Source organism: Aeromicrobium sp. REDSEA-S38_B2, assembly GCF_001628525.1.
GTDB classification, from domain to species: Bacteria; Actinomycetota; Actinomycetes; order Propionibacteriales; family Nocardioidaceae; genus Aeromicrobium; species Aeromicrobium erythreum.
In genome coordinates this window covers 1-19,135 of record NZ_LUNH01000049.1, presented here as the reverse complement: position 1 = coordinate 19,135, position 19,135 = coordinate 1, and the positions used below count along the sequence as shown (strand labels likewise).

Here is a 19,135-nt window from a genome sequence, read left to right as displayed (position 1 = left end):
CGCCGGACCTCAGCCCACCTGCTCCGCTGCGGCCCGACCGGCGACGCGGCCGGAGAACAGGCAGCCACCGAGGAAGGTGCCCTCGAGGGCGTTGTAGCCCATCATCCCGCCGCCGCCGAAGCCGCTGACCTCTCCGGCTGCGTAGAGGCCGGGCAGGGGCGTGCCGTCGCTGGTGAGGCAGCGGCCGGACAGGTCGGTCTCCAGGCCGCCGAGGGTCTTGCGGGTGAGGATGTTCAGGCGGACGGCGATGAGGGGGCCGTTCTTCGGGTCGAGGAAGCGGTGCGGGGTGGCGACGCGGACCAGCCTGTCGCCGCGGTAGCGTCGCGCGCCGCGCATGGCGGTGATCTGCGCGTCCTTCGTGAAGTCGTTGTCGATCTCGCGGTCGCGGGCCTCCACGAGCCGACGCAGCGCGTCGACGTCGACCGTCACGTCGTCGTCGCCCACACGGTTCATGCCGGTGACGAGCTCCTCGAGCGTGTCGGCGACGACGAAGTCCTCGCCGTGCGTCTTGAACTTCTCGATCGGTCCCGGTGCACCCGGACGGACGCGCGAGAGCAGCAGCTTGACGTCCTTGCCGGTGAGGTCGGGGTTCTGCTCCGAGCCCGAGAGCGCGAACTCCTTCTCGATGACCTTCTGAGTGAGCACGAACCAGGAGTAGTCGTGGCCGGTGCCGCGCAGGTGCTTGAGGGTGCCGAGGGTGTCGAAGCCGGGGAAGTAGGGCGCAGGGAGGCGGCTGCCGGTGGCGTCGAGCCACAGCGACGACGGGCCGGGCAGGATGCGGATGCCGTGGTTGGCCCAGATCGGGTTCCAGTTCCGCAGCCCCTCGACGTAGGCCCAGAGCCGGTCGGGGTTGATGACCGAGGCGCCTGCGTCCTGGGTGATGGTGAGCATGCGGCCGTCCACGTGCGCCGGCACCCCGGCGACCATCGTGGCCGGGGGAGTGCCGAGCCGCTCGGGCCAGACCTTGCGGACGAGGTCGTGGTTGCCGCCGATGCCGCCCGACGTGACGACCACGGCCTGCGCGCGCAGCTCGAAGTCGCCGACCACGGTGCGGCTCGACGCGACGCCGCGGTCGACGCCCGTGGGCTCGAGCAGCGAACCGTGCGCGCCGACCACCACGCCGTCCTCGACGACCAGGCCGTCGACCTGGTGGCGGAAGGCGAACCGGATGCGTCCGGTCGCCACGTGCTCGCGGACGCGTCGCTCGAACGGTGCGACGACGCCGGGGCCGGTGCCCCACGTCAGGTGGAAGCGGGGCACGGAGTTGCCGTGGCCCTCGGCCCGCCCGTCGCCACGCTCCGCCCAGCCGACGACCGGGAACAGTCGTAGGCCCATGCTGTGCAGCCACGACCGCTTCTCGCCGGCGGCGAAGTCGAGGTAGGCCTCCGCCCAGCGCCGCGGCCACGCGTCCTCGGCGCGGTCGAACTGGGCGCTGCCCATCCAGTCCTGCTCGGCGAGCTCGCGGGAGTCCTTGACGCCCATGCGCCGCTGCTCGGGGGAGTCGACGAGGAACAGGCCACCGAGGCTCCAGAACGCCTGCCCGCCGAGGTTCTGCTCGCCCTCCTGGTCGAGCAGCAGCACGCTGCGACCACGGTCGGCGGCCTCCGCCGCGGCGACGAGACCGGCCAGGCCGGCTCCGATGACGATGACGTCGGCGTCCATGCGTGCTCCTTCGTGTGCGAGCCGGGTGCGGGGTCGCTGTCACCTAGGATGCATTCGCAGGGCGCGAGGGACCATGGTCTTCATCATCTGGTGAGCAACGACGTCGCGTGCAAGTGACAGGAGGACCGATGGGGTCGGTGCAGCGACGGGCCGTGCAGGCGCGGGTGCTCGCCGACGGTGGACGCCTCGCGCCGCGCATCGCCGACGCCCTGCAGCGCGAGATCCCCGCGTACGCGTCGCTCGGCGAGGCCCAGCGGCGCGAGACCGAGGCGATCAGCCTCTGGGGCGTGCAGCGTCTGCTCGAGCTCTGGGTGGAGGACGGTCGGCTCGGCGACGCTGACCTCCGCCAGTTCCACGGCATCGGCGTGGCCCGCGGGACCGACGGGCGGCCGCTGTCGGCGGTGCTGCGCGCCTACCGGGTCGCCGCGGTCGAGGCGAGCGGGCTCGTGCGCGACAGCGGTGTGGCGGAGCTCGACGTCGAGGACGTGCTGGCCATGAACGTCGTGCTGCTGGAGTCGCTCGACGCCCTGTCCGAAGCACTGTCGGCGGGGTACGCGGCCGCGACGGAGCGCCTCGCGACCGACCGCGACGAGGTGGTGCGCGCACTGACGCAGGACCTGCTCGCCGGTCGCCAGACCTCGGCGGCGGCGCTCGCGGACCGCACCCGCCTGCTCGACCTCACGCTCCCGGCCCGGCTGACGATGACGGTGGTCGGTGCCGCGGGGAGCGACGTGACCGCGGGTGACGTCGCCCAGCTGCTGGCGTCGGCGGACACCGACGGGCTGGTGCTCTCGACGACGCGTCAGGGTGTCGGCGTCGTCCTGCACGAGCGACCGCTCGACCTCGGCGTCGACGTGCGGTCCCGCGGTCGGCGCACCTGCCGGATCGACGACGTCGCCCTCACCGACCTTCCCGCGACGTTCCGGCTCGCCGAGGTGGCGGTGCGTCACGCACCGCTCGACATGAACAGCACACCTGCGATGGTCGAGGCCGACGCGCTGCTGGTGGCGCTGCTGCACGGGCAGCCGCCGGTGGACCCTCGGACCCTGGCCGAGGCGGCCCTGCGCCCACTGCTGGAGCCCGACCAGGCGCACCTCCTGGCCGGTCTGCGGGAGTTCCTCGAGCACGGGTCGGCCGTGGCGGCGGCGGACGCGCTCGGTCTGCACCCGCAGTCGATGCGCTACCGGTTGCGACGGGTGCGCGAGACCACGGGCCGCGACCTCGGCTCGGCGTGGGACCTGCTGCTCGCGACCGCGGTGTCGGTGCTCTCGCTGCAGCCCTGAGGGTGGGGCGTGGTTCGATGGGCGCGTGGCCGACCCAGACCTCCTCGTCGAGCGCTACCTCGCGGCCCTGGAGGCTGCCGACCTCGACGCCGTGCTCGCCCTGTTCGCACCGGATGCCACGGTCGTGTCGCCGCTGTACGGCACGCACCCGGCCCGCGAGTTCTACCCGGTCCTGTTCGCCGACACGGCGGAGTCGCGCCTGACCCTCAAGGCGACGATGCGCGGGACGCGCGACGGTGGCGAGCTGGTGAGCTTCTGGTTCGACTTCGACTGGACGCTCGCCTCGGGCGAGCCGGCCCCGTTCTCGGTGGTCGACGTCGCCGAGCTCGACGACGCGGGACGGATCGAGCGGCTCACGATCGTCTACGACACCGCCCCCATCCGCGGGGCGTTCGACCGCCAGCGGCCCGACGTCGACCAGGACGAGGCGACTGCCGGAGCCTGAGTCCCCGGTGACCGTGCGCCCGTCGCGACCTGGCGATCGAGCGGGTCGTCCCCCGGAATGCGACCCTGGCCCTCGAGGACGGCTCCTACTCTTGAGCGGTGTCACGCACCACGAAGAGCTGGAACGGCCGATGACGACCCGCATCCGCGCAGGCGCCGTGGCGGCGCTCGCCGCTGCCCTGCTCGCCGGTGCTGTCTGCGCGACCTTCGCGTCGCCGGACACCACGCCCTCCTTGGTGTTCCGAGCGATCCCCGTGGCAACGGTCGTCGTCCCAGGACTTCTGGTCGCAGCAACTCAGCTCTCGGCTCTGCAGCAGCGGAGCAAGCGCTACGTGACGGCCGTCCAGGTCGTGGTCGGCCTGCTGTGCCTGGCAGCCGTCGCTCTCCTGGAGCTGGGCGGTGAGACGGACATCGGCGGCGGGATGGCGCTGATCGCAGCCCTCTGGCTGCTGATCGTCACGACGGCGGTGACCGGCCTCATCGTTGCCTCGGTGGCGGGGGACGAGCCCGCCCGACCGTGAGGTAGTCGTCGTCTCCTCGCCCGTGATCGCCCCGGTGCGACCGCGCCGACGGCGTGGACGCGCGAGGGAAGCCCGCTGACGTGCCAGCCTCGCGCGCGTCGGCCATGTTTCGCGATCGCCGCCGCGAAACAGTCGAGTCGCGCAGTCCTTCCGACGACGTAGTCCGACGGTGACCAGTCCGAAACATCTCGAGCGCTGAATGGAGGCATGCCTCCCGCACCGCTCGACGCGCACCGCCACATCGGCGAGCTGCCTGCGTTCCCGTTCTACGGCGGCCCGCCGATCCGGGCCGACGTCACGGCCAAGGCGACGGTGCGCGACTTCCTGCAGACCCTTGATGACGAGGGGACCGAGCGGACGCTGGTGCTGCCGAACTACGGCGTGCCCGTGCCGGACGCCGCCTTCGACCTGAACCCGCTCGCGCTCGAGGCCGCGCAGCGCGACGACCGGGTGAGCTGCGGACTGTGGGTCTCGCCGAAGGCGTCCGACGCCGAGCGCAACACCGCCGCGCTGGCCCTCGTCGGCGAGCAGGGCGTCAAGGCCCTCAAGACCAGCTTCCTGCTCGGCGGCAGTCCCACCGACCCCGACTGCGCCGAGGAGATCGACCGCATCTTCACCACGGCCGCCGAGCACGACCTCGTCGTCCACGTGCACACCTCGCCCGGCGCGGCCTCCGACGTCGACCAGGTCGGCACGCTCGTCGACCGCTACGGCGACGATACCAAGATCCACCTCGTCCACCTCGGGGGCGGGATGAGCGGACACATGAAGCTCATCGGCGGCCGGCTCTTCGACTGGATCGAGGCCGGCAAGAAGGTCTATACCGACACCAGCTGGACCATCGGCTTCGCTCCCGCCTGGCTCGTGCAGGAGATCGAGCGCCGCGGCGTCGGGCACGACCGGATCCTCTTCGCCACCGACGCCCCGTGGGGCGACTTCGCGGGCGAGCACGCCCGCCTCGCCGCAGCAGCCGGCGACGGCGAGCTCGCCGACCTGTTCTTCCGGCGCAACTTCGAGGCGCTCTACGGCACCTGACCCCCTGATCCCTGGCCGCGGCTCGCCGGCCAGTGCACGACCCGCACGACCCCACACCGCACTACCCCATCCCACACCGCACCAGGAGAAGGCCATGACCGACATCGACGACCAGATCGCCCAGAACATCGCCGCCTCGCTCGCGGAGATCCCGCACCCGTCGCAGGCGAAGGGCACCAACCTCTACGGCTCGACCAAGATCTTCCCCGACTACCAGGCGGAGGACGGCGAGAGCTACTTCACGCTCGTCCACGGCATCCCGCACGAGTCGAGCGTCAGCTTCGTCGCGATCCTGCAGGCCACCCGCGCCCTGCGGAAGGGCTTCGACTCCGCGATGTACTTCTACGGCCCCGGCACCCTCGCGTGCATGGCCACCCGCGGCTTCCCGACGACGGGCGACGCCGGGTTCCCGGGCGAGCTGAACATGAACGCCTCGCTCGAGACGTTCATCGCCGAGGGCGGCACCGTGTTCTGCTGTCGCTTCGGTCTCGCCCTGCACGGTCTGCGCGAGGAGGACCTCATCGAGGGCGTCATCCCGGCGCACCCGCTCGACGTCCAGGACGCGCTGATCCACTACGCGCGCAAGGGCGCCATCATCAACTCGACCTACAACCTCTGAGGGCACGGCCATGACCGCCCTCCCCGATCTCGCCGCCCAGAGCCCGGCACCCCTGCCGGGCCCTGAGCAGGGCTCGCGCACGTCGACGCGCGTCGACGTCGCCATCCAGGGCATCCGGCTGCTCGACGCGCCGCTCACGCGGCCGAACGGCGCGGGACCGAGCGCCGACGGCCACGTGCTGCTCGACGGGGTCGGTGCGGCCATCCCCCTCAACCCGCGGAGCCCGTACTCGGTGTCCGGCGGCCGCCTCCTGCTCGACGGGGCCGACACCGGCCTCGGCGTGGAGGCGGTCGGCCGGCCCCGTTTCTACGACCTCCAGACCGTCGACGGGGTGAGCTACGAGAAGATCGCCCGCCTGCACGCCGCGAACGTGCTGGCCACGACGGTCGTGCAGACCTGCGCCCGCTACGACGAGTCGGAGCGGTGCCGGTTCTGCGCCATCGAGCAGTCGCTGGAGCAGGGCTCGACCATCGCGGTCAAGACGCCGCAGCAGGTGGCCGAGGTCGCGCGGGCGGCGGTCGAGCTCGACGGCGTGACCCAGATGGTCATGACCACCGGCACCTCCCGGGGACGCGACCGCGGCGCCACCCACCTCGCACGGTGCGTGCGCGCCGTGCACGAGGTGCTGCCCGACCTCCCGATCCAGGTGCAGATCGAGCCGCCGGGCGACCTCGCCTCGATCGCCGAGCTGCACGAGGCGGGCGCGCGGTCCATCGGCATCCACGTGGAGTCGCTCGACGACGACGTCCGTCGGCGCTGGATGCCCGGCAAGTCCACGGTGTCCCTCGACGAGTACCGCGCCGCCTGGCGCGAGGCGGTGCGCGTCTTCGGCCACAACCAGGTCTCGACGTACCTGCTCGTCGGGCTCGGCGAGGACCCCGACGAGCTGGTCGCCGGGGCCCGCGAGCTCATCGACATGGGCGTGTACCCGTTCGTCGTCCCGTTCCGTCCGCTCGAGGGGACGCTCGCGACCGACGTCGACCACGTCGCCGCGCCCGCCACCGCCGACGTCGGGCGCGTGACCCGCCAGGTCGCGACGGCGCTGCGCGTCGCCGGCATGGCGGGGTCGGACCAGGCGGCGGGCTGCGCCGCCTGCGGTGCCTGCTCGGCGCTCAGCTGCGAAGGAGCATGACATGACCTTCGAGATCGACCACGGTATCCTCACCGGCAGGCGTCCCGCGTCGACCGCGCCTGCGGACTACATCGTCGTGCAGGCCGACGCCACGCAGCGCGAGGCCTACCGGCGGCTCCGGCGCGACGTGTTCGTACGGGAGCAGGGTCTGTTCTCGACGACCGACCACGACCGCGCCGACGACGACCCGCGCATCGTCGTGCTGGTGGCCCGCTCGATCGCCGGCGAGGTGCTCGGCGGGGTGCGGCTGCACCCGGCCCCGCACGCCTCCACCGAGGAGCGCGACCTCGGCTGGTGGCGCGGCAGCCGGCTGGCCGTCCGGCCCGACGTGCGGGGCGCGACCGGTGTCGGCTCGGCGCTGGTCCGCGCCGCCTGCGCCTGGGCGGAGTCGCTCGGCGCGCTGCGCTTCGACGCGGTCGTGCAGACCCAGCACCACCCCCTGTTCACCCGGCTCGGCTGGACCACCACGGGCGACGTCGAGCTCCAGGGCCGTCCGCACGTGATGCTCTCGTGGCCCATCGCGCGGGTCCAGCGGCTGGCCGAGGCCACGAAGTCGCCGCTCGGCAGCCTCCTCGCCGGCCTGGGCGCACCCGAGGGAGGTGCGCCCGCACCCGGCTTCTGGGGCGACGACGGCGCCCCCGTGCCGGGGTCCGACCTGGTGGCGGCCTGCGACGCGATCCTGCCCACGATGGTCGAGCGCGACCCCGAGTGGGCCGGCTGGTGCGCGGCGCTGGTCAACCTCAACGACCTCGCGGCCATGGGCGCGACGCCCGTGGGCCTGCTCGACGCCGTCGGGGCCCGCGACGCGTCGTTCGCCCGACGGGTCCTGGCCGGTCTGCGCGCCGCGTCGGAGGCGTGGGGCGTCCCGGTGCTCGGCGGTCACACGCAGCTGGGCGTCGCCCCGGCGCTCAGCGTCACCGCCCTCGGCCGCACCGACCGGCCCGTGCCCGGCGGCGGTGCCCGGCCGGGCGAGGAGGTCCGGCTGACCGCCGACCTCGGCGGCGGGTGGCGACCGGGCTACACCGGGTCGCAGTGGGACTCCTCGTCGCACCGCTCGCCCGGGGAGCTGCGCGCCCTCGGGCGCGTCGTCGCCGACCTGCGGCCCGCCGCCGCCAAGGACGTCAGCATGAGCGGCCTGGTCGGCACCACCGGCATGCTCGCCGAGGCGAGCGGGGTCCGCGTCGTGCTCGACGTCGACCAGGTGCCGACACCCGCCGGAGCCACGGTGGGCGACTGGTTCACGTGCTTCCCCGGCTTCGCCATGGTCACGACCGACTGCGCCGGGGCGCAGCCGGTGGAGCTGCCCCGTCACGTCACGTCGCGCGTGTGCGGCGAGACGCTCGAGGGCGCCGGGGTCGGGCTGCGCTGGCCCGACGGAGTCGTGACCGAGGCCGTCCGCGGCCCGGTCACCGGGATGGGAGCAGCAGCATGACCACGACACGACTCGCCGCGGTGTCGGAGAACTTCGGCCGCGACGTCGAGCAGAACCTCGCCCGCATCGCGACCCTCGCCGACGAGGTGCGACCGCCCGGTGGCGGTGGCCTCCTCGCGCTGCCGGAGGCCTGCCTCGGCGGCTACCTCTCCGTGCTGGGACGCGGTCGCGACGGCAGCCACGACGAGCAGCCCGACTCGCTGCCGCCCGTCATGGACGTCGACGGCCCCGAGCTGCGGCGCGTGGCCGCGATCGCCCGCGACCTGACGCTCGTGGTCGGGTTCTGCGAGTCCGACGGCGCCGCCCGCTACAACAGCGCTGCCGTCGTGACCGGCGACGGCGTGCTCCACGTGCACCGCAAGGTGCACCAGCCGCTGGGGGAGGGGTCCTTCTACGAGGCCGGCGACACCTTCGCCGCCGTCGACACGCCGGCCGGCCGGCTCGGCGCCCTCATCTGCTACGACAAGGCGTTCCCCGAGGCCGGTCGCGCGCTCGCCCTCGACGGTGCGGAGGTCGTCGTGTGCATCTCGGCCTGGCCCGCGTCGCGCACCTCCTCGGCGGGCGACATCGCCGAGGACCGGTGGACCCAGCGGTTCAACCTCTTCGACACGGCCCGGGCGCTCGAGAACCAGGTGGTCTGGGTGGCGTCGAACCAGGTCGGCACGTTCGGGTCGCTGCGCTTCGTGAGCCATGCGAAGGTCGTCGGCCCGGGTGGCGACGTCCGCGCCACGACCGGCGTCGACGCGGGCGTGGCGGTCGCCGAGCTCGACGTGCGCGCCGAGCTCGACACCGCGCGCCGGGCGATGTTCCACCTGCGCGACCGCCGCCCCGAGACCTACCGGGAGCCCGCCCATGCCTGAGATGACCTTCACCGTCCGCTGGCCCGACGGCGACGTCGAGCACTGCTACTCCCCGTCGCTCGTCGTGCACGACCACCTGCAGGTCGGTCACCGCTACACCGTGCAGGACTTCGTCGACCGCTCGACGGCGGCGCTCACGATCGCGAGCGAGCGGGTCCGGCTGCGCTACGGGTTCGCGTGCACGTCGTCCGCGGCGACGCAGGAGCAGATCCGCCGTTCGGCCGCGGCGCACGCGCCGACGGACGTCGTCGAGGTGCTGCGGATGCACCCGCCGCTGCCGGTGGAGGTGAGCCGATGATCCGCGTCGCGATCGTCGGGGCCGGCCAGGCCGGGCTCTCGGTCAGCCACCACCTCACCAGGCTCGGCGTCGAGCACGTCCTGCTCGAGGCGGCCACCCCCGCCCACGAGTGGGCCGACAGCCGTTGGGACAACTTCACCCTCGTGACGCCCAACTGGCACTGCCGCCTGCCTGGCCACGTGTACGAGGGTCCCGACCCCGACGGGTTCATGACCCGCGACGAGGTGGTCGCCTGGCTCGACGACTACGTGCGCTCCTTCGACCCGCCCGTGCGGACGCACACCCGGGTCGTCGAGGCGCGGGAGCGCGACGGGGGCGGCTTCGTGCTCGACCTCGAGACGCCCGACGGCCCCGACACCCTCGAGGCCGACGACGTGGTCGTGGCGACCGGCGGGTACCACCGCCCGATCGAGCCGGCGTTCGCGCGGGCGATCGACCCGTCGGTCACCCAGCTGCACTCCCAGCAGTACCGCAACGCCGACCAGCTGCCCGAGGGTGGCGTGCTCGTGGTGGGCACCGGGCAGTCCGGCGCGCAGATCGCGGAGGACCTGCACCTCGAGGGGCGCCAGGTGCACCTCGCGCTGGGCGACGCGCCTCGCGTCGCGCGCTTCCACCGGGGCCGCGACTGCATGACGTGGCTCGCCGACATGGGCCTGTACGACACGGCCGTGGCGCAGTACCCCGGCGGCCTGGCCGCCCGGGAGAAGACGAACCACTACGTGACCGGCCGCGACGGCGGCCGCGACATCGACCTGCGGGCCTTCGCCCTCGACGGCATGCGCCTGTACGGCAAGCTGACCGACGCGCAGGGCACCGACCTGACGTTCGCGCCCACGCTCACCCGCTCGCTCGACGCCGCCGACGCCGTCTACACCTCGATCCGCCGCGACATCGACCGGTTCATCGAGCGCGAGGGCATCGACGCGCCGCCGGAGCCCGACTACGTCCCGCCATGGGCGCCCGACGCCGACCCGACGAGCCTCGACCTCGCCGCCGAGGGGATCACGTCGGTCGTCTGGGCCATCGGCTACCGGCCCGACTACCGCTGGCTGCGGGTCGGGGTGTTCGACGGGACGGGACGCCCGACGCACACGCGCGGCGTGACCGCGGTGCCCGGCCTGTTCTTCGTCGGCCTGCCGTGGATGCACACGTGGGGGTCCGGACGGTTCCTCGGCGTCGCAGCCGACGCGGAGCACGTCGCGCAGTGCATCGTCGGCGCGCAGCGCTCGGTGCCCGCGGAGGCCTGATGCGCATCGGTGCGGTCGCGGCGCACTTCGGGCGCGACCTCGACCGTGCGCTCGCGAAGGTCAGAGCGATCATCGACTCCGCCCGCGCGGACGGCGTCGAGCTGCTGGTGCTGCCCGACGCGACGCTCGGCGGCTACCTGACCGACCTGCGCGACCCTCGGGCGGACCTGCCGCCGACGCTGGCGCAGGACGACCCGCGGCTCGCCGAGGTCGCGGCCGCGGCGGGCGACATGGTCGTGTGCCTCGGCTACACCGAGAGCGCCGAGGTCGACGGCGAGCAACTTCGGCACAACGCCGCCCTGTGCGTGTCGGGCGACGGCGTCCTTGGGCGGCACCGCAAGGTGCACCAGCCGCTGGGGGAGTCGCTCGTCTACGCGCCCGGCGACCGGTTCGAGGCGTTCGACACGCCGCTCGGCCGCCTCGGCATGCTCATCGACTACGACAAGACCTTCCCGGAGTCGGCGCGGTCGCTGGCGCTGGACGGTGCCCGCGTCGTCGCCTGCCTGTCGGCGTGGCCGGCCAGCGTGACCGACCGGGCGTCGCGGCTGCCGCAGGACCGGCAGTCGCGGCTCTTCGACCTGTACGACAGCGCCCGCGCGGCCGAGAACCAGGTGGTCTGGGCGTCGTCGAACCAGACGGGGGTGCTCGGCGGGCTGCGCTTCCTCGGCCAGGCCAAGGTCGTGGGGCCCGGTGGCGACGTGCTGGCGCGCACCTGGTCCAAGGGCGGGATCGCGGTGGCCGACGTCGACGTCGAGCACGAGGTCGCGCGGTCGCGCCGCGTGCTGCACCACCTCGACGAGCTGCGTCCCGACAGCTACGTCACGACAGGTCGCGAGCCGTCATGAGGGTGGCCCTGCTGACGTACTCGACCAAGCCGCGCGGCGGCGTCGTGCACACGCTCGCGCTCGCCGAGGCGCTCGCCCGGGCCGGTGCCGACGTCGACGTGTGGACGCTCGCGCGCGGCGGGGACCGCACCTTCTTCCGTGCCGTCGACCCGGCGGTGGGGCTGCGTCCCGTGCCGTTCCCCGACGTGCCCGGCGAGGCGGTCGGCGCCCGCATCCTGCGCTCGATCCGCACCCTGCGCGACGCCCTGAGAGGCGCCGACTACGACGTCGTGCACGCGCAGGACTGCATCAGCGCGAACGCGGCGCTGGCGGCGGGCCTGCGCTGCCTGCGCACGATCCACCACCTCGACACGTTCACGACGCCCGAGCTCGTGGCCTGCCACGACCGCGCGGTGCTCGAGCCGGCCGGGCACGTGTGCGTCTCCGAGGCGGTCGCCCGCGAGGTGCGCCAGCAGTACGGCGCGCAGCCGGTGGTGATCGCGAACGGCGTCGACGCCGGACGGTTCGAGCAGGCAGCGTCGCCGGCGGCAGCGTCGCAGCGCGACCGGTGGCGCGACCAGCTGGGCCACTACGTGCTGGCCGTGGGGGGCATCGAGCCGCGCAAGGGCAGCATCGACCTGCTCGAGGCGTACGCACTGCTGCGACCACGGCACCCGCACCTGCGGCTCGTCCTCGCGGGCGGGGAGACGCTCTTCGACTACCGCGACTACCGCGCCGCCTTCGACCGACGCGCACGGGAGCTGGGCGTGGAGCCGACGATGCTCGGCGTGGTCGACGACGACGCGCTCCCGTCGCTCGTCGCGGCCGCGCGGACCATGGCCTTCGTGTCGACCAAGGAGGGGTTCGGACTGGCGGCGCTCGAGGCCCTCGCAGCGGGCGTGCCCGTGGTGGCGCGCGACCTCCCGGTGCTGCGCGAGGTCTTCGGGCCCACCGTCTCGTTCGCGACCGACCCGGCCGGCATCGCCGACGCCATCGACGGGGTGCTCCGTGGCCCGACCGACGCGGTACCGGGTCGCGAGCTCGCCCGCTCCTACACGTGGGACGCCGCGGCACGGGCGCACCTCGCGGTCTACGCAGGCCACGCGTCGTGACCGACCTGCCCATCGGCCGAGCGTTCGCCGTGCTGGCGGAGCGGTCGCCGGACGCCGTGGCGGTGCACGACGGCGATGACGTCTGGACCCGTCGCCGGCTCGAGGACGACACGAACCGGCTGGCCCGGGCGTGGCAGGACCGGGTGGGGCTCGACGACGTGGTCACGGTGGCGCTCCCGAGCGGGATCGACCTGGTCCGCGCGTGCGTCGCGGCCTGGAAGCTGGGCGCCACGCCTCAGCCGTTGGCCCCGACGCTCGACGTCGCCGAGCGGCAGGCGGTCCTCGACCTGACGGGTCCGGCCCTCGTCGTCGACGGGCGGCTCGGCGAGGTCGACGGCGACCCGCGTCCGCTGCCCGACGCCGTCGCCTCGTCGTGGAAGGCCCCGACGTCGAGCGGCAGCACCGGTCGGCCGAAGGTCGTGCGGGCCGCCGCGCCGGCGACCGTCGACCTCGACCGTCCGGTCGCGCCGTTCGTGCCGCGGCACGCCGTGCAGCTCGTCGCGAGCCCGCTGTTCCACGCCGCACCCTTCGTGTACGCCATGCGCGGCCTCATGACCGGGCACGAGCTGGTGCTCATGCCGACGTTCGAGCCCGCCGAGTGGCTCCGCCTGGTCGAGCGCCGCCGGGTGACGTGGTCGGTGCTCGTGCCCGCGACGATGCACCGGGTCCACCGGCTCGGACCCGACGCGCTCGCGGCGGCCGACGTCGGGCTCGGTCGGCCGCGGTTGCGGCGGCACCCGCTTCCGCGTGGCCCGGACCGACGGCGAGGACTGCGCGCCCGGCGAGCGCGGCGAGATCCTCATGCGGCGCGACCACCCCACCTATTCCTACGTCGGCGCCGAGCCCACCGTCCGCGACGGCTGGCACACCCTCGGCGACGTCGGGTACCTCGACGCCGACGGCTTCCTCTTCGTCGAGGATCGGCTCGCGGACGTCGTGACGACCGGGGGGACGGTCGTATACCCGGCCGACGTGGAAGGGGTGCTCGAGGCCCACCCGGACGTGCGGGCCTGCGTCGTGGTGCCCGCCGACGACGACCGGCTCGGCCAGGTGGTGCACGCCGTGGTCGAGACCGACGCCGACCTCGCCGACCTCGAGCGCTGGGCGGCCGAGCGGCTGGCGCCCGAACGACGGCCGAGGTCGTGGCAACGGGTCGCCGAACGTCTGCGCCCCGACACCGGCAAGGTCAACCGCAGCCGGTGGCGGCCGTCCGCCGGCGGGGGACGGCGCTCAGCCCTCGCCCGTCGGACGGTGGGGACCGGGGTCGAGCCACCGCTCCACCAGCTCGGCGACGTCGCTCCCACTCGCGTCGGAGAGGCCGGGCAGGTCGAGGAAGTGTCGCGCGATCGTGACGCCCATGATGCTCGAGACGACGAGCGCGGCCCGGGTCGCGGCCTGCTCGTCGTCCATGGTCGCGGCGAGGGTCGCTGCGCGCTCCTGCAGGTACGTGCTCATGACCTGCGCGGCCTGCGGCGACGTGAGCATCGAGCGCAGGAGCGCGCGGGTCGGCGCGGGCAGCTCGTGGAGGCGGACGTCGAGCACCTCCTCCAGGTGCCGCGGGACGTCGTCGTGGTCGAGGTCGTCGACGGGCCGTACCGCCAGGGCGAACAGCGCCTGCTTCGAGCCGTAGTGCTGCAGCACGAGCGACGGGTCGACGCCGGCGCGCCGGGCGATGCCGCGGATGGTGGCGCCGTCGCCGTGCGTGCCGAACTCCTCCTGGGCGGCCTCGAGGATGCGTGCGGCGGTCGCCTCGCGGCGCTGGGCGCGGGTCGGCTGGGAGTCCGTCATCCCTTCACTCTACATCTGTTGAGCGACATGCTAGCGTTGACTCAACAACTGATGAGCGAAAGCTCGTCGCCGAGCCCAGGGGGCACCCATGAAGGACAACAGCAGCGACACGCGAGACACCGACACGCGCCACACCGACACCCGCGCGACCACCCGGAAGGTGCTGGTCGTCGGTGCGACCCGGGGGCTGGGCCTGGCCGTGGTCGAGGAGTACGTGGGGCGGGGGGCGCACGTGGTGGCGACCGAGCGGTCCGACGGCCCGTCGGGCCTGCGCACGCTCGCCGAGCGGCACCGCGAGGCCGTCGAGGTGGAGCGGCTCGACGTGACCCGGCCCGAGCAGGTGGCGGCGCTCCGCGAGCGTCTGCGCGGCCGGACCTTCGACCTCCTCCTCGTGGTCGCGGGCATCTCGCTCGCCCCTCAGGAGGCCGTCGGGGTCGACATCGCCACCGACGACTTCACGCGCATGATGGAGACCAACGTGCTGGGCGTCATGCGCACGGTGGAGGGCCTCGACGGCCTCGTGGCCGCGGACGGCACCGTCGCGGTCATGTCGTCCGGCCAGGGCAGCGTCGCGAACAACACGTCGGGCGGCTTCGAGGTGTACCGCGCGACGAAGGCCGCGCTCAACCAGATGGTGCGCAGCTACGCCGTGCGGCAGGCCGGCGGCTCTCGGAGCATCCTCCTGCTGGCGCCGGGCTGGGTGCGGACCCACATGGGCGGCTCCGGCGCGACGCTCGAGGTGTCCGAGAGCATCCCGCCGCTGGTCGACACGATCGAGGCCCAGCGCGGGCGCGCGGGCCTGCGCTTCCTCGACCGCCACGGCGACGACGTGCCGTGGTGACCTCGGGATAGCACAGGTCGCAGGGGTCCCACGGTCTGCCCACGACGTGAGCAGCCCGCGAGGGGCTCGAACGGTCGGGCGAGGGTGGCGGCCATGTCACTCACCGCACCTCTGGCCCGCACCCGGCGGCCGCGGCGGCCAGGACAGCCCCGCCGCGCCTGGCGTCGGGCGATCAGCCCCCTGGCGCTGCTCGCCGTCTGGCAGCTGGCGTCGAGCACCGGCGTCCTGCCGCGCGAGAAGCTCGACTCGCCCCTGAACGTCCTCGACTCCCTCGTGGGGCTGTGGACCGACGGGCGGCTGCTGGACGCCATCCAGGTGTCCGTGACCCGGGTGCTCGTGGGCTTCGTCCTCGGCGCGGTCGTCGGCGTCGGCCTCGCCGTCGTCGCGGGACTGTCCCGGCTGGGCGAGGACGTCGTCGACGCGCCCATGCAGATGCTGCGCACCCTGCCGCACTTCGGGCTGCTGCCGCTGTTCATCCTCTGGTTCGGCATCGACGAGGCCCCGAAGTACGCGCTGATCGCGCTCGGCGTCGCGTTCCCGCTCTACGTCAACACCTTCGCCGGCATCCGCGGCGTCGACCCCAAGTACCTCGACGCGGCGCGGGCGTTCGGCCTCGGCTGGACCGAGCGGCTGCGGCACGTCGTGCTGCCCGGCGCGCTGCCGAGCACGCTCGTCGGCCTGAGGCTCAGCCTCGGCGTCGCCTGGCTGACCCTCATCGTCGCCGAGCAGATCAACACCACCGCCGGCATCGGCTACCTCGTCTCCGACGCCGCCGGGTTCGGCCGCACCGGCGAGGTGGTCGCCGGGCTGCTCATCTACAGCGTGCTCGGCCTGCTCACCGACGCGCTCGTCCGCATCCTCGAGAGGAAGGCCCTCGCATGGCGACTCGGCTGAACGCACCCCAAGCGCTGCGTGCCCCGACGGTCCCGCCCACCGTCCAGGTCCGCGGCCTGCGCCGCGCGTTCGGCGACACCGTGGTGCTCGACGACCTCGACCTCGACGTGGCGCCCGGCGAGCTCGTCGCGCTGCTCGGGCGCAGCGGCTCGGGCAAGTCGACGCTGCTGCGCCTGCTGGCGGGCCTCGACGCCCCCGACGCCGGCACGGCCGAGGTCGACGGCGTCACCTCCGTGGCGTTCCAGGAGCCGCGGCTGCTGCCGTGGCGCCGGGTGGCGCAGAACGTCGCCCTGGGCCTGCGGACCGGCAGCCGGCGCGAGCGCGACGAGCGGGCTCGGCAGCTGCTCGGCGAGGTCGGGCTGACGGAGAAGGCCGACGTCTGGCCCGTGACGCTGTCCGGCGGACAGGCTCAGCGCGCCTCGCTGGCCCGAGCGCTCGTGAGCGAGCCGGGCCTGCTGCTCCTCGACGAGCCGTTCTCGGCGCTCGACGCCCTGACCCGCATCGAGATGCACGACCTGCTGCTGCGCGTGTGGGCGCGCCACCGGGCGTCGGTGCTGCTGGTGACCCACGACGTCGACGAGGCCCTGCTGCTCGCCGACCGGGTCATCGTGCTCGACCAGGGCCGGGTCGCCCACTCCCTGCGCCTGGACCTGCCGCGTCCTCGCGCCCTGCACGACCCGCGGCTCGTCGCCCACCGCGCGACCCTGCTCGACCAGCTCGGGGTCCGCCCCTCGTCCGCCACCCTCACCAGCACCGCCCAGGAGGCCATCTCGTGAACCGCTCCCGTCTCGCCCTGCCCGCCGTCCTCGCCGCCGCCGCGCTGGTGATCGCCGGCTGCGGAGGGTCGTCCAACGCCGACGCCGTCGGCGCGGACGGCACGGTCGACCTGTCCAAGGTCACGCTCGTCGTCGGCGACCAGAAGGGCGGCTCCGAAGCGCTCCTCACCGCCGCCGGCGAGCTCGACGACGTGCAGTACGACGTGCAGTGGAAGCCGTTCACGTCGGGCCCGCCGTTGCTCGACGCGGTCGCCAGCGGCGCCGTCGACGTCGGCGGGGTCGGCAACACGCCGCCGCTGTTCGCCATCGACCAGGACAAGAAGCTCAAGGTCGTGCAGGCGTCCAAGCAGGGCGCCCAGGGCGACGCGATCGTCGTCCCGAAGGGCTCCGACGTGACCTCGGTGGCCGACCTCGAGGGCAAGAAGGTGGCCGTCGCGAAGGGCAGCTCGGCGAACTACCACCTGCTCGCGCAGCTGAAGACCGCCGGACTGACCCTCGACGACATCGACCCCGTGTGGCTCCAGCCGGCCGAGGGTCTGGCGGCGTTCACCGGCGGGCACGTCGACGCGTGGTCGATCTGGGACCCGTTCACGTCGCAGGCCGAGGTGGCCAACGGCGCGAAGGTCCTGGTGACGGGCGACGGCGTCGTGAACGGCCTGGCCTTCCAGGTGGCCTCCGACGACGCGCTCGACGACCCGGCCACGGAGGCCGCCGTCAGCGACTACCTGCAGCGGCTCGCGCGGGCGCAGGCGTGGGCCAACTCCCACCGGTCTGAGTGGGCGAAGGCATGGGCCAAGGAGACCGGCCTGCCCGCCGACGTGACGGAGAGCGCCATCGGGCGCCGCACCTACCAGCCGATCCCGGTCGCCGAGGCCGTGCCGTCGGAGCAGGACATGTGGGACGCGTTCGTCGCGCAGGGCCAGCTGAGCCGCGACGTCAGCCTCGCCGACTACTTCGACGACCGCTACGACGACGCCGTGCTGGCCGCCGCGAAGGGGGCGGGCGCATGACGGCCTTTCACTGGTTCCTGCCGACGACCGGCGACGGGCGCACGCTCGTCGGCGGAGGTCACGGCGTGCCCGGCGGCCTCGGCCACCCGGGTGGCCGAGCCGGCACCGCCAACGCGTTCCGCCCGCCGTCGATCGACTACCTCGCGCAGGTGGCGCGCACGGCCGAGCTGCTCGACTACGAGGGCGTGCTGACGCCCACCGGCACGTGGTGCGAGGACGCGTGGCTCACCACGGCGGCACTGGTGCGCGAGACGTCGCGGCTGAAGTTCCTCGTCGCGTTCCGCCCCGGCTCGATCGAGCCGACCCTCGCCGCGCAGATGGCCGCGACCTACCAGCGGCTGTCGAACGGGCGGCTCCTGCTCAACGTCGTCACCGGCGGGGAGCCGGCGGAGCAGGCGCGCTTCGGCGACCGGCTCACGCAGGAGCAGCGCTACGCCCGCACCGACGAGTTCCTCACCGTGGTGCGGGGCGCGTGGGACGGCGGGTTCGACTTCACGGGCGAGTACTACGACGTCCGCGACGCCCGCACCCGCGAGGCGCCCGACCCGCTGCCGGAGCTGTACTTCGGCGGCTCGTCGCCGGCCGCGGGTCCGGTGGCCGCGAAGCACGTCGACGTCTACCTGACGTGGGGCGAGCCGGTCGACCTGGTCGCCGAGAAGCTCGACTGGATCCGCGGGCTGGCGAAGGAGCAGGGGCGCGAGCTGCGGTTCGGCATCCGGCTCCACGTCATCACGCGCGACACCAGCGAGGCGGCCTGGGCGGTCGCGCAGCAGATGCTCGACGAGCTCGACCCGGCGGTGGTCGCGCAGGCCCAGGACACGCTGGGGGCGTCGTTGTCGGTGGGCCAGCAGCGCATGCGCGCCCTGCACGAGGGGCGGCGCGACGCGCGCGACGCCCACGACCTCGAGGTCGCGCCGGGACTGTGGGCCGGCGTCGGCCTCGTGCGCGGTGGTGCGGGCACGGCCCTCGTCGGGTCGCACCGCGAGGTGGCCGAGCTGGTGGAGCAGTACCGCGCCATCGGCATCGAGGAGTTCGTGCTCTCGGGCTACCCGCACGTCGAGGAGGCGTACTGGTTCGCGGAGGGCGTGCGTCCCCTCCTCGGCTGATCCGCCGCTCGCCCGCCCGGGCGGTGGATCCTCCACCGGAAGAGGGGCTCGTTCGGTGGCGCTCGCACCGCTCGGGGCGTGGGCGCGCGGGCGGTGGATCCTCCACCGGACGCGGGCCGTTCTCGGTGGAGAAGTCACCGCCGTACAGCCACGAGACCACGCGTCGGACGTGACCGGGCCAAGTCGTACGATGGCGCAAGATCGCGTCGCGGCCTGAGCCCAGCTGAGGTCGTGGCGCGTGTCCCCACTCG

19 protein-coding genes and 2 pseudogenes are annotated in these 19,135 nt (G+C 73.8%); 19 read left to right on the top strand and 2 right to left on the bottom strand.

Going from position 1 to position 19,135, the window contains the following annotated elements; translation table 11 throughout:
- Positions 1–9 precede the first annotated feature (9 nt).
- Entirely contained in the window at positions 10–1,662 is a 1,653-nt protein-coding gene (locus A6Q81_RS11330; RefSeq protein ID WP_286690500.1) for an FAD-binding dehydrogenase, read from the bottom strand.
- A 128-nt stretch (positions 1,663–1,790) separates the two neighbouring features.
- Between A6Q81_RS11330 and A6Q81_RS11325 the strand changes: the two genes are divergently transcribed.
- From A6Q81_RS11325 to A6Q81_RS17265, 14 genes and pseudogenes are all read left to right on the top strand, one after another.
- A complete protein-coding gene (locus A6Q81_RS11325) occupies positions 1,791–2,945 on the top strand; it encodes a PucR family transcriptional regulator (RefSeq protein WP_286690499.1) in 1,155 nt (384 codons plus the stop codon).
- A 25-nt stretch (positions 2,946–2,970) separates the two neighbouring features.
- Entirely contained in the window at positions 2,971–3,390 is a 420-nt protein-coding gene (locus A6Q81_RS11320; protein ID WP_286690498.1) for a nuclear transport factor 2 family protein, read from the top strand.
- A gap of 130 nt (positions 3,391–3,520) precedes the next feature.
- On the top strand, positions 3,521–3,910 hold the full coding sequence (locus A6Q81_RS11315; RefSeq protein ID WP_286690497.1) for a hypothetical protein: 390 nt from the start codon (positions 3,521–3,523) through the stop codon (positions 3,908–3,910).
- A gap of 207 nt (positions 3,911–4,117) precedes the next feature.
- Positions 4,118–4,945, top strand: a complete 828-nt coding sequence (locus A6Q81_RS11310) for an amidohydrolase family protein (RefSeq protein ID WP_286690496.1) — start codon at positions 4,118–4,120, stop codon at positions 4,943–4,945.
- A 94-nt stretch (positions 4,946–5,039) separates the two neighbouring features.
- On the top strand, positions 5,040–5,564 hold the full coding sequence (locus tag A6Q81_RS11305; RefSeq protein ID WP_253026680.1) for an MSMEG_0572/Sll0783 family nitrogen starvation response protein: 525 nt from the start codon (positions 5,040–5,042) through the stop codon (positions 5,562–5,564).
- Positions 5,565–5,574: 10 nt separating this feature from the next.
- Positions 5,575–6,696: an MSMEG_0568 family radical SAM protein gene (locus A6Q81_RS11300; protein WP_286690495.1), complete on the top strand. Its 1,122-nt coding sequence runs from the start codon at positions 5,575–5,577 to the stop codon at positions 6,694–6,696.
- A gap of 1 nt (position 6,697) precedes the next feature.
- A complete protein-coding gene (locus tag A6Q81_RS11295) occupies positions 6,698–8,128 on the top strand; it encodes an MSMEG_0567/sll0787 family protein (protein WP_286690494.1) in 1,431 nt (476 codons plus the stop codon).
- A complete protein-coding gene (locus A6Q81_RS11290) occupies positions 8,125–8,988 on the top strand; it encodes a carbon-nitrogen hydrolase family protein (protein WP_286690493.1) in 864 nt (287 codons plus the stop codon). Before A6Q81_RS11295 ends, A6Q81_RS11290 begins: the two co-directional genes overlap by 4 nt.
- Complete coding sequence (locus tag A6Q81_RS11285) at positions 8,981–9,286, top strand: MSMEG_0570 family nitrogen starvation response protein (RefSeq protein ID WP_286690492.1); 306 nt, start codon at positions 8,981–8,983, stop codon at positions 9,284–9,286. Before A6Q81_RS11290 ends, A6Q81_RS11285 begins: the two co-directional genes overlap by 8 nt.
- On the top strand, positions 9,283–10,533 hold the full coding sequence (locus A6Q81_RS11280; protein WP_286690491.1) for an MSMEG_0569 family flavin-dependent oxidoreductase: 1,251 nt from the start codon (positions 9,283–9,285) through the stop codon (positions 10,531–10,533). The genes A6Q81_RS11285 and A6Q81_RS11280 overlap by 4 nt, the downstream gene beginning before the upstream one ends.
- Positions 10,533–11,378, top strand: a complete 846-nt coding sequence (locus A6Q81_RS11275; protein WP_286690490.1) for a carbon-nitrogen hydrolase family protein — start codon at positions 10,533–10,535, stop codon at positions 11,376–11,378. Before A6Q81_RS11280 ends, A6Q81_RS11275 begins: the two co-directional genes overlap by 1 nt.
- The gene (locus A6Q81_RS11270; protein ID WP_286690489.1) at positions 11,375–12,469 is read left to right on the top strand and encodes an MSMEG_0565 family glycosyltransferase; all 1,095 of its coding nucleotides are present in this window, start codon (positions 11,375–11,377) and stop codon (positions 12,467–12,469) included. Before A6Q81_RS11275 ends, A6Q81_RS11270 begins: the two co-directional genes overlap by 4 nt.
- A pseudogene (locus tag A6Q81_RS17270) lies at positions 12,415–13,095 on the top strand (AMP-binding protein); the annotation flags it as partial. The gene A6Q81_RS11270 and the pseudogene A6Q81_RS17270, both read left to right, overlap by 55 nt.
- Positions 13,096–13,270: 175 nt before the next feature.
- Positions 13,271–13,615 (top strand): annotated as a pseudogene (locus A6Q81_RS17265) (AMP-binding enzyme); the annotation flags it as partial.
- Positions 13,616–13,699: 84 nt separating this feature from the next.
- Here A6Q81_RS17265 and A6Q81_RS11260 read toward each other — a convergent pair.
- Entirely contained in the window at positions 13,700–14,257 is a 558-nt protein-coding gene (locus tag A6Q81_RS11260; RefSeq protein WP_286690487.1) for a TetR/AcrR family transcriptional regulator, read from the bottom strand.
- Between the two features lie 88 nt (positions 14,258–14,345).
- On the opposite strand from A6Q81_RS11260, the gene A6Q81_RS11255 reads away from it, so the two are divergent.
- The 5 genes from A6Q81_RS11255 to A6Q81_RS11235 all read left to right on the top strand — a co-directional run bounded on the left by A6Q81_RS11255 (position 14,346) and on the right by A6Q81_RS11235 (position 18,884).
- Positions 14,346–15,098 carry an SDR family NAD(P)-dependent oxidoreductase gene (locus A6Q81_RS11255; protein WP_286690486.1) on the top strand — a complete coding sequence of 251 codons (753 nt, stop codon included), beginning with the start codon at positions 14,346–14,348 and terminating at the stop codon, positions 15,096–15,098.
- Positions 15,099–15,191: 93 nt separating this feature from the next.
- Positions 15,192–15,992, top strand: coding sequence for an ABC transporter permease (locus A6Q81_RS11250; protein WP_286690485.1), 801 nt, complete (start codon positions 15,192–15,194; stop codon positions 15,990–15,992).
- Positions 15,977–16,768, top strand: a complete 792-nt coding sequence (locus A6Q81_RS11245) for an ABC transporter ATP-binding protein (RefSeq protein WP_286690484.1) — start codon at positions 15,977–15,979, stop codon at positions 16,766–16,768. Before A6Q81_RS11250 ends, A6Q81_RS11245 begins: the two co-directional genes overlap by 16 nt.
- Positions 16,765–17,778 carry an ABC transporter substrate-binding protein gene (locus tag A6Q81_RS11240; RefSeq protein WP_286690483.1) on the top strand — a complete coding sequence of 338 codons (1,014 nt, stop codon included), beginning with the start codon at positions 16,765–16,767 and terminating at the stop codon, positions 17,776–17,778. The genes A6Q81_RS11245 and A6Q81_RS11240 overlap by 4 nt, the downstream gene beginning before the upstream one ends.
- Positions 17,775–18,884: an LLM class flavin-dependent oxidoreductase gene (locus A6Q81_RS11235; protein ID WP_067860157.1), complete on the top strand. Its 1,110-nt coding sequence runs from the start codon at positions 17,775–17,777 to the stop codon at positions 18,882–18,884. Before A6Q81_RS11240 ends, A6Q81_RS11235 begins: the two co-directional genes overlap by 4 nt.
- The last annotated feature ends 251 nt before the right edge of the window (positions 18,885–19,135 follow it).

Coding starts and splice junctions, on each gene's coding strand:
- A6Q81_RS11330 (WP_286690500.1), bottom strand. CDS start 1,662: ATGGACGCCGACGTCATCGTCATCGGAGCCGGCCTGGCCGGTCTCGTC.
- A6Q81_RS11325 (WP_286690499.1), top strand. CDS start 1,791: ATGGGGTCGGTGCAGCGACGGGCCGTGCAGGCGCGGGTGCTCGCCGAC.
- A6Q81_RS11315 (WP_286690497.1), top strand. CDS start 3,521: ATGACGACCCGCATCCGCGCAGGCGCCGTGGCGGCGCTCGCCGCTGCC.
- A6Q81_RS11310 (WP_286690496.1), top strand. CDS start 4,118: ATGCCTCCCGCACCGCTCGACGCGCACCGCCACATCGGCGAGCTGCCT.
- A6Q81_RS11305 (WP_253026680.1), top strand. CDS start 5,040: ATGACCGACATCGACGACCAGATCGCCCAGAACATCGCCGCCTCGCTC.
- A6Q81_RS11300 (WP_286690495.1), top strand. CDS start 5,575: ATGACCGCCCTCCCCGATCTCGCCGCCCAGAGCCCGGCACCCCTGCCG.
- A6Q81_RS11295 (WP_286690494.1), top strand. CDS start 6,698: ATGACCTTCGAGATCGACCACGGTATCCTCACCGGCAGGCGTCCCGCG.
- A6Q81_RS11290 (WP_286690493.1), top strand. CDS start 8,125: ATGACCACGACACGACTCGCCGCGGTGTCGGAGAACTTCGGCCGCGAC.
- A6Q81_RS11285 (WP_286690492.1), top strand. CDS start 8,981: ATGCCTGAGATGACCTTCACCGTCCGCTGGCCCGACGGCGACGTCGAG.
- A6Q81_RS11280 (WP_286690491.1), top strand. CDS start 9,283: ATGATCCGCGTCGCGATCGTCGGGGCCGGCCAGGCCGGGCTCTCGGTC.
- A6Q81_RS11275 (WP_286690490.1), top strand. CDS start 10,533: ATGCGCATCGGTGCGGTCGCGGCGCACTTCGGGCGCGACCTCGACCGT.
- A6Q81_RS11270 (WP_286690489.1), top strand. CDS start 11,375: ATGAGGGTGGCCCTGCTGACGTACTCGACCAAGCCGCGCGGCGGCGTC.
- A6Q81_RS11260 (WP_286690487.1), bottom strand. CDS start 14,257: ATGACGGACTCCCAGCCGACCCGCGCCCAGCGCCGCGAGGCGACCGCC.
- A6Q81_RS11255 (WP_286690486.1), top strand. CDS start 14,346: ATGAAGGACAACAGCAGCGACACGCGAGACACCGACACGCGCCACACC.
- A6Q81_RS11250 (WP_286690485.1), top strand. CDS start 15,192: ATGTCACTCACCGCACCTCTGGCCCGCACCCGGCGGCCGCGGCGGCCA.
- A6Q81_RS11245 (WP_286690484.1), top strand. CDS start 15,977: ATGGCGACTCGGCTGAACGCACCCCAAGCGCTGCGTGCCCCGACGGTC.
- A6Q81_RS11235 (WP_067860157.1), top strand. CDS start 17,775: ATGACGGCCTTTCACTGGTTCCTGCCGACGACCGGCGACGGGCGCACG.